The 8,286-nt window shown below is 65.4% G+C and carries 9 protein-coding genes and 1 tRNA gene; 2 read left to right on the top strand and 8 right to left on the bottom strand.

Translation table 11 applies throughout. The features are described 5' to 3' along the window. Positions 1 to 157 precede the first annotated feature (157 nt). Both ACIBI6_RS41010 and ACIBI6_RS41005 read right to left on the bottom strand, forming a co-directional pair. Positions 158 to 231 (bottom strand) — tRNA-Pro (locus ACIBI6_RS41010). Positions 232 to 324: 93 nt separating this feature from the next. Next, entirely contained in the window at positions 325 to 1,077 is a 753-nt protein-coding gene (locus ACIBI6_RS41005) for an acyl-[acyl-carrier-protein] thioesterase (RefSeq protein ID WP_396960558.1), read from the bottom strand. A 123-nt stretch (positions 1,078 to 1,200) separates the two neighbouring features. Between ACIBI6_RS41005 and ACIBI6_RS41000 the strand changes: the two genes are divergently transcribed. Beyond that, positions 1,201 to 1,731, top strand: a complete 531-nt coding sequence (locus ACIBI6_RS41000) for a hypothetical protein (RefSeq protein WP_364354514.1) — start codon at positions 1,201 to 1,203, stop codon at positions 1,729 to 1,731. Here the strand turns inward: ACIBI6_RS41000 and ACIBI6_RS40995 are convergent. From ACIBI6_RS40995 to ACIBI6_RS40985, 3 genes are all read right to left on the bottom strand, one after another. Continuing rightward, positions 1,728 to 2,729, bottom strand: coding sequence for an LLM class flavin-dependent oxidoreductase (locus tag ACIBI6_RS40995; RefSeq protein WP_364354517.1), 1,002 nt, complete (start codon positions 2,727 to 2,729; stop codon positions 1,728 to 1,730). The two genes, ACIBI6_RS41000 and ACIBI6_RS40995, sit on opposite strands and share 4 nt — an antisense overlap. A 17-nt stretch (positions 2,730 to 2,746) precedes the next feature. After that, complete coding sequence (locus ACIBI6_RS40990) at positions 2,747 to 3,046, bottom strand: ArsR/SmtB family transcription factor (protein WP_396960555.1); 300 nt, start codon at positions 3,044 to 3,046, stop codon at positions 2,747 to 2,749. Positions 3,047 to 3,118: 72 nt separating this feature from the next. Then, a complete protein-coding gene (locus tag ACIBI6_RS40985; RefSeq protein WP_396960553.1) occupies positions 3,119 to 4,069 on the bottom strand; it encodes an Lrp/AsnC family transcriptional regulator in 951 nt (316 codons plus the stop codon). Between the two features lie 84 nt (positions 4,070 to 4,153). Between ACIBI6_RS40985 and ACIBI6_RS40980 the strand changes: the two genes are divergently transcribed. Continuing rightward, positions 4,154 to 4,978, top strand: coding sequence for an NAD(P)H-binding protein (locus ACIBI6_RS40980; protein ID WP_396960551.1), 825 nt, complete (start codon positions 4,154 to 4,156; stop codon positions 4,976 to 4,978). 52 nt (positions 4,979 to 5,030) lie between these two features. On the opposite strand, the gene der is transcribed toward ACIBI6_RS40980, so the two are convergent. From der to ACIBI6_RS40965, 3 genes are all read right to left on the bottom strand, one after another. Further along, on the bottom strand, positions 5,031 to 6,446 hold the full coding sequence (der, locus tag ACIBI6_RS40975; RefSeq protein WP_396960549.1) for a ribosome biogenesis GTPase Der: 1,416 nt from the start codon (positions 6,444 to 6,446) through the stop codon (positions 5,031 to 5,033). Positions 6,447 to 6,510: 64 nt separating this feature from the next. Beyond that, positions 6,511 to 7,221, bottom strand: coding sequence for a (d)CMP kinase (gene cmk, locus ACIBI6_RS40970; protein WP_364354532.1), 711 nt, complete (start codon positions 7,219 to 7,221; stop codon positions 6,511 to 6,513). 32 nt (positions 7,222 to 7,253) lie between these two features. After that, positions 7,254 to 8,286 (bottom strand): pseudouridine synthase (locus ACIBI6_RS40965; protein ID WP_396960546.1); only part of this gene is annotated, 1,033 nt, incomplete at its 5' end.

The raw sequence follows: 8,286 nt of genomic DNA, 5'->3' as shown, positions 1-8,286 counted from the left end.
TGCCCGAGACCGTGCCCGACAACAGGGCCGTGCTCGAGGCCTGGGCACGTGGACGCGAGCCGAAAGTATGAGATTTTGACTGGCTCGGTTCGAATTCCACGGCGTGTCGTGGAACAAGAAAACCCCTTCCGATGCTGGTCGGAAGGGGTTTAGCCTGTCGGGCTGACAGGATTTGAACCTGCGACCACCTGACCCCCAGTCAGGTGCGCTACCAAGCTGCGCCACAGCCCGTTGCGCCTGGTGTTCGGGCGCTCGGAAAGATTACCTCAGGGGACGGTCAGACGCCGAATCGCCTGGTTATCGGTGGGGCGGGTGGGGTGGGAGTCAGCGTGGGGTGACGCGGGCGGCGGCTCGGGGGTCGTCGGCTACGGCGAACCAGGCGTCTAGTGTGCTGCCGGTGCGGCGGCCGACTACGCGGACCTGCTCGCCTGCTGTCAACGGTTTGCTGTATTCGATGACGGTGCGGTGGGGGCCGGAGGTGAGGTCGGTGTGGGTGGCGAGGAGTTCTTCCAGAGCGCTGAGGTAGATGGCGTTGTTGACGTGATCGAGCCAGTCGAAATCGGCGACGCGCAGGGGGAAGGGCACTTCTTCGATGTCGGGCCCGGTGGGTAGCGGGTCGGTGAGTGCGGCATTCCAGCGCAGGCGGTGTTCGGTGGTGCTGGCCAACATGGGCGCCATGAAGCGGTCGCTCATGCGGGCGGGGACACCGGATTCGGTGCCGAAATGAATGAGGAATCCTTCGGTTTCGACCAGACCGCCCTTGCTGCCGCAGATTTGCACGCGCATATTGCACCAGCGGTTGGATAGGGCCGAGCACCAGCGGCGCAGGGTGACGTGCTCACCGAACTCGATTGGCTCGAGGACGTCGATGACGGTGCGGCGGACGACCCAGCCGCGGTGGATGTCGCCGTCTTGGACGGCGTCGAGGTGTTCGAAGCCGATGTCCTGCAGGTAGCGGGCGATGGCGTCGAGGCGCAGACGCTGGTCCCGGTCGGTATCGGCCAGGCGGACCGGCCAGCCGGTTTCGAACGGGGTTCCAACGGTAGGGCGTTCCGGCAGCACGCTGGGAATGACCATGCACGGATAATGCCAGGTACCGCCGCTTCGGCCGCACCCCGACCCGCTCGGCGTGTCAACGGTGTCGAAGTGCTCCCGCCGGTGGTGATAGGTATTCACAGTCGGTTAAATAACGTTGAAGCTATGAGTCCCCCGGCCACGCCGTGGTCGAACCAGCCCAAGGGCCTCCCGAGCAAGGAGTCCAGCGGCGGCGCGGAGCTGGCTATCGACCCGGTGATACTTACTGCCATCACAATCCCGTCGAAGCGAGGGCAGCACTATCCCGATCTCGGCATGCTCATCGGCACCAGCTTCGCGGTCCTGCTTTCCTTGGTGGTGTATTTCTTCATCGCGTCCATGGGTTCGGCACCCGATTCGGCACCGACCGCCGGGTCGGCGGCCACCAATGCCACCGCTGTCCCGGCGAACGCGGTCCAGGTCAATCGCGGGCTGACCATCGGCAAGGTCACTGCCAACGATGGCAAAACGCTTGCGGTGGAAGGGATTCTGGGTGCCACGACGAACGTTCATGTCAACGCAGCTACCCAGGTGCTGGTCGTCACCGGCCGCAGCGTGTCGGATGTGACGGTCGGTGCCGCGGTCGTCGTCTACGGCAATAAGGAAGCCGACGGCACCATCACCGCGAACCTGATCGTCGGCGGCTCGGTGAGTTAGGGCGCTACCGGCTCGGCGATGAGGCCGCCGGTGAGTTCGACGGACCGGAGCCGGTCATCGATTTCGGTGGCGTGGTGAGCGACGATGAGTTCGTCCGCATCAATTGAGCCCGCGAACTCCGCCAGGTACGAACGGACTTCGGCAGGTGTGCCGACAGCGGTGTACCTGGTCATCGCGCTGAGCTGGCTGCCGTTCGGTGAGGCGAGGAACGCATCGATCTCCTCATCTGTGAAGTCCGCGCCCGCCGCTCCCCGTCGAATCATCGCTCGCGCGCGGGCACGATAGGAAATCGTCTTCTGCGCCACCGCCGCATCGTGGTCCTCCGCCGCGAACACGTTGACACCGGCCATCACATACGGCTCGGCCAACTGCTCCGAGGGCCGGAAACTGTCGCGGTAGACGGCGACCGCCTGGTGCAGCGCGTCCGGCGCGAAATGGGATGCGAAGGCATACGGCAGGCCGAGCTGAGCGGCGAGCTGCGCACCGAATAGCGACGACCCCAGAATGTAAAGCGGCACAATGCCTTCCGCGCGCGGCACGGCCTGCACACCGGGGACCCGCGAGTTGCCCGACAGGTAGCCCTGCAACTCCAGCACATCCTGCGGAAAGGAGTCCGCCGAGGAAGGATTGCGGCGCAGCGCAAACATGGTCTTCTGGTCACTGCCCGGCGCGCGGCCGAGTCCGAGATCGATCCGCCCCGGGAACAGCGTCTCCAGGGTGCCGAACTGCTCCGCGATCACCAGCGGCGAGTGGTTGGGCAGCATGATGCCGCCCGCGCCGAGTCGAATCGTCTCGGTGTGCGCGGCGACGTAACCGATGAGCACGCTGGTGGCGCTGGAGGCGATCGAGCGCATGTTGTGGTGTTCGGCATACCAGACGCGTCGATAGCCGTTGCGCTCGGCGGCCCTGGCCAGCGCGACGCTGTTTTCGAAGCTGTCGCGTGCGCTGCGGCCGGGTGCGACCGACGCCAAATCGAGGATCGACAGTGCGGTGGGCATAAAACTTCCTTCGTAGCTCAGAGAACGCGGTGGAGTTCTTCGGTGAAGGCCAGGATGCGGGCTTCGTCGCGGCGGTAGTAGGTCCACTGGCCGCGGCGAGTGGCGCTGAGGAATCCGGCGCGCTGCAGGATCGCGAGGTGCGCCGATATGGTCGAGGCCGAGGTCCCCGCCTTCTGCTGGATGAGACCGACGCACACCCCTAGCTCGGCGGTGTCCTCGCCCCGCTGCGGGAAGTTCGCGTCCGGTTCCTTGAGCCACGCGAGGATGCGCAAGCGGGTCTCATTCGCCAACGCTTTGCACTCGTCGAGCACATCCACCTCCCTTCGGTATTTCGCTAATTAACGAACTTACGCCGGATGCGGCGGCTCAGCATCGTGACGCAGCACACGTCAGAGAAGCAGCGAACCCGCGCGTTTGAGGGTGCGAATGATCGGAGCGGTTTCGAGCGTGGCGATGCCGGAGACTTCGGCGATGCGTTCGGTCAAGTAGCGACCGAGATCTCGAGGATCACGGCAGTTGACGGCCGCGACCAGATTGGTAGCGCCGGTGGTGACGGCGGCGAAGGAGACTTCGCGGTGACGGGCCAGCGCCTCGCCGACGCTGACGGTGGCGGCAGGTTGTGCGGCGATCCAGAGCCGCGCCTCGGTCCGGAATCCCAGTGCAGCGGAGGGGATATCGAGCTGGAACTGCAGTATTCCGTTGCGGCGCAATGCTGCCATGCGGCGGCGGACTTTGGCTTCGGCCCACTGGGTGGCAGTGGCGAGGTCCGAGTAGGAGGTGCGGCCGTCGTGGTTGAGGGCGCGCAGCAGGGACTTATCGCCTTCGTCGAGGTGGAGGGGTCCGTCCTCGGGGTCGATGGGGGCGGACCTGAGATGGTCGACCTGGTCGGGTGTCAGCGCGGCCAAACCCCGCCAACCGTCGGGCAGCACGAATCCGCGCAGCAGCAAGTGCGCGGACATTGCGACGATTCGACTCGTGCGTGGAAGTTTGTGCAGCAGTAGGGCTTCCTGCTCTTCGCTACTGCGGGTCTGCACCGTGCAGGAAACCTCGGTGCCAGCGGAGAGCAGGTATACGAAGGATGTATCGTCCCGTGCCGCAAGGGCTTTCGCGACGGAACCGGCGGCTTCGGGGGTGCAGCGCAACCGAATCGTCCATTGGACGTAACCGAGCCGCTGACCGTTCACCAGTCCGATCACCCTGAGCCCATGCGTATTCCGCAGCTGACGATACCGACGTGCCACGGTGTTCTCGGAAACGTCGAGAACTTCGGCGATGGTTCGGAAGGATGCCCTGCCGTCGAGCTGCAGCGCGTGAATGAGCCCTCTTTCGACGGTATCCATCACCGAACCCTCCAAGTTCGACAGTTTTCAGCAATATCAGGCCTGATTCTGGTTGAAGCCGCTCCCCGCCACCAGGATCGAAGCATGAGAATCCTCGTCCTCGCCGCCACCGGAAACGTCGGCAGCCAGCTCGTCCCGCACCTGCGCGCTGCAGGCCACAGCGTGCGCGCGGGCACCCGCAACCCAGCGTCTGCTGATTTCCCGCCCGACGTGCAGGTCGTACGCGCCGAACTATCCGAACCCGAAACCCTCCTCGACTGTCTCGATGACATCGACGCTGTCTTCCTGCTGTGGCCGCTGCACACCGGCGCACAACTGCCCAACGCACTCGATCTCATCACCGAGCACGCCCGCCGCATCGTATTCCTCGGCACCGGGGGCATCTCGGACCTCAGCTTCGAAGATCAGGAAAAGCTGGTGCACGGCTGCGGAATCGAATCTGTGGTCCTGCGTCCGAGCACCTTCGCCGTCAATACGCTCTGGTGGGCCGACGAGATCCGAACCGGCGATATCGTGCACGGCATTCACGGCGAGTTGCCGATGTGCCTGATCCACGAGACCGATATCGCGGCCGTCGCGGCCCGAGTACTCACCGAAAATGCCCATGCCGGAGTCACATACACGCTGACCGGACCCGAGTTACTCACCCAGGCCGAGCAGGTACGTGTCATCGGCGAAGTACTCGGGCGCCCCCTGCGCTGGGCCGAACTCACAAGCGCACAGGCCAGACAGCGCCTACTCGACGACGCCACCTTCCCCGACTCCTTCGTCGATGTCCTGCTCGACGGCTACACCGAGATGCTGGCCGCTCCCCGCCCCGAAATCACCACCACCGTCGCCGATATCACCGGTCGCCCGGCACGTTCCCTGGCCGAGTGGGTAACCGACCACCTCGCCGACTTCTACTGATGGCGTATCCGGAACGGACGCCGTTGCTGGACAACGACGTCCGTTCCGAGGACTACTTCCTGCGTTCCCGCTTCTCGCGTACGCGAACCGAAATGCGAACCGGTGAACCGTCGAAGCCGAACTCCTCACGCAGGCGACGCTCCAGGAACCGGCGGTAACCCGCCTCCAAGAACCCGGTCGTGAAGAGCACGAAGGTCGGCGGCCGGGTGGTGGCCTGCGTGGCGAACAGCACGCGCGGCAACCGACCACCGCGCATCGGCGGCGGCGTCGCCGCGATGACTTCCTTGAGCCAGTTGTTCAGCCGACCGGTAGGGATGCGCTTATCCCACGATTCGAGCGCGGTTTCCATTGCGGGCACGAGCTTTTGGACGGCACGTCCGGTATGCGCGGAAATATTGACGCGCTGAGCCCACGGCACCCGGACCATATCCCGGTCGACTTCCTTGTCGAGCTGCAGACGTCGGTCCTCGTCGACCAGATCCCATTTGTTGAAGGCCAACACGAGCGCGCGACCGGAGTCGGCGACCATGCTGATCACCCGCAGATCCTGTTCGGTGATCGGTTCGGAGGCATCGATCAGCATGATCGCGACCTCGGAGGCCTCCAGCGCCGCCTTGGTCCGCAGCGATGCGTAGAACTCCATACCGCTGGCATGGGAGACCTTGCGACGCAGACCAGCCGTATCGACGAATTTCCAGATCTTGCCGCCCAATTCGACCAGCGAATCGACCGGGTCGACGGTTGTGCCCGCGACATCGTGCACGACCGAACGCTCATCACCGGAAAGCTTGTTGAGCAGGCTGGACTTGCCGACGTTGGGCTTGCCGACCAGCGAGACCCGGCGCGGGCCGGTGCTGCCGGTGCCCTCACGTGGGGTCTCCGGGAGGACTTCCAGGACATCGTCGAGCAGGTCACCGGTGCCGCGACCATGCGCGGCGCTGACCATGCGCGGCTCACCGAGACCGAGCGACCACAGCGCGGCGGCTTCGGCCTCGACGCGTTCGTCGTCGACCTTATTGGCGACCAGGATCACCGGAATCTTGGAGCGACGCAGCTTCTTCACCGCGGCCTCGTCGGTGGCCGTCGCGCCGACCACGGCATCGACCACGAGCAGGATCGCATCGGCGGTCTCCATCGCCAGTTCGGCCTGGCGGGCGACCGACTGCTGCAGGCCCTTGGCGTCGGGCTCCCAACCACCGGTGTCCTGCACCAGGAAACGGCGCCCCGCCCAGTTCGCCTCATAGGAAATGCGGTCGCGGGTCACGCCCGGAATATCCTCGACGACGGCTTCACGGCGACCGAGGATCCGGTTCACCAGCGTCGATTTGCCGACATTCGGGCGGCCGACGACCGCGACCGTCGGCATCGCGAGGTGTTCGTCCTCGCCGAACTCACCATCGAGGTCGGCTATCTCCCAATCGGATTCGTCACTCCAGACGCCGTCGCCCGCGAGAACGTCTTCACTCATGACTGCGCCTCGCCGGCGCTCGGCTCCGTCACGAGTGACACTGCCGTGTCCTTGGTTCGCTCGCTCACAATGTCCTACCTGTCCGGCCGATCGAAACCTGTCGCACCACAACGCGATACAGCTCGTCGATGACCTCATCCATATTCAGTTCGCTGGTGTCGACCTGCACCGCGTCGTCGGCCGGACGCAGTGGGGACACCGTGCGAGTGGAGTCGAGGGTGTCGCGACGCTGCACGTCGGCGAGTACGCCCTCGTAGTCATCGCCGCGACCTTCGGCGATGTTCTGCTGGTTGCGCCGCTGCGCGCGGGCCTCAGCCGAGGCGGTGAGGTAGATCTTGGCGTCGGCATCCGGCAGCACGACGGTGCCGATATCGCGCCCCTCGACCACGATTCGCTGTGCGGCGGAAGCGATTTCACGCTGCAGGGCAACGAGCAGCTCGCGCACCTCGGCAACGGCCGACACCGCGGACACCGCCTTGGTGACGGCATTGCCGCGAATCTCGGAGGAGACGTCCTCACCATCGAGCAGGATCAGCTCGCGGCTGGGATCGGTGCCGATGGTCAGCGGCAGTTCCTTCACCGCGGCACCGATCGCCGCCGAATCGGTCAACTCGACACCGGCGCGCAGCACCCGCAGCGTCGCGACGCGGTACATCGCACCGGTGTCCAGGTAACTGGCGTCGAGCCGGGTTGCCAGTCGCCGCGACACACTGGACTTGCCGGTACCCGAAGGCCCGTCCATGGCAACGACCAGCGGCGTGGTGCCTTCAACCATCGCAGGGACCTCCACGGGAATCTCTACACCGTTCACAACGACACCGCCTCGTAAAGTTTGCCGACTTCATCGCGGCCGATCACGCGCAGCGTGCCGGGCCGTTGATCGCCCAAGGCGACCGGACCGATATTGGTGCGCACCAACCGGGTCACCGGATGGCCGACCGCATCGAGCAGTCGGCGCACGATGTGCTTGCGTCCTTCATGCAACACGATCTTGACCAGCGAACGTCCCTCGCCCAGCTCGAGCACCTGGAACTTGTCGACCTTGGCCGGACCGTCGTCGAGTTCGACACCATCGCGCAGGCGCTTGCCGATCGACTTGTGCACCTCACCGTTCACCGTCGCCAGATAGGTCTTGGGCACCTGGAACGACGGGTGCATGAGCCGGTGCGCGAGGTCACCGTCATTGGTGAGCAGCAACAGCCCCTCGGTGTCTGCGTCCAGCCTGCCGACGTGGAACAGGCGCTGACCGGCCGCGATGCGTTCGGCGACGATATCGCCGACGCACGGGCGGCCCAGATCGTCGGACATGGTGGACTGCCAGCCCTTGGGCTTGTTCAGCGCGATATGGACCAGTTCCTCACGCACCATCACGCGGGTGCCGTCGACGCGGACCACGGCATGCTGCGGATCGATCCGCAGGCCCTGTTCGGTGACGATCGCGCCGTCGACCTCGACCCGGCCCTGGGCGATCATCTCCTCGGCGGCGCGGCGCGAGGCGACACCGGCCTTGGCGAGAACCTTCTGCAGCCGCTCGCCTTCGCCCCACGGCAACTTCTCGTGGCCGCCCTCGGCGGGTTGGTCGACGTGCTGTTTCTTGGCCGGCTTGGCGTTGCTCAGCAGCGGCGCGGAGACGACCTTCTTCTGCGGCTTCGGATTCTTGGGCTTCTTCCCGACAGGCGCGGACAGCGCGGCCGACGTTGTGCGGCGCGACGGATTACCTTGCTGCGCAGGGCTTCCCGGTGCATAGCCGCGCGAACCGGAGGCACGCGGGCCCGAACCGCCTTGCGCGGCACCACGATTGGCCTCGCCGCGCGAACCACGATGATCGGAGCCGCCCTGC

The sequence above is a fragment of the Nocardia sp. NPDC050412 genome (assembly GCF_044458825.1).
Classification (GTDB): domain Bacteria; phylum Actinomycetota; class Actinomycetes; order Mycobacteriales; family Mycobacteriaceae; genus Nocardia.
Note: the sequence above shows the minus strand (reverse complement) of the source record. Positions and strands in the feature narration are given on the sequence as shown.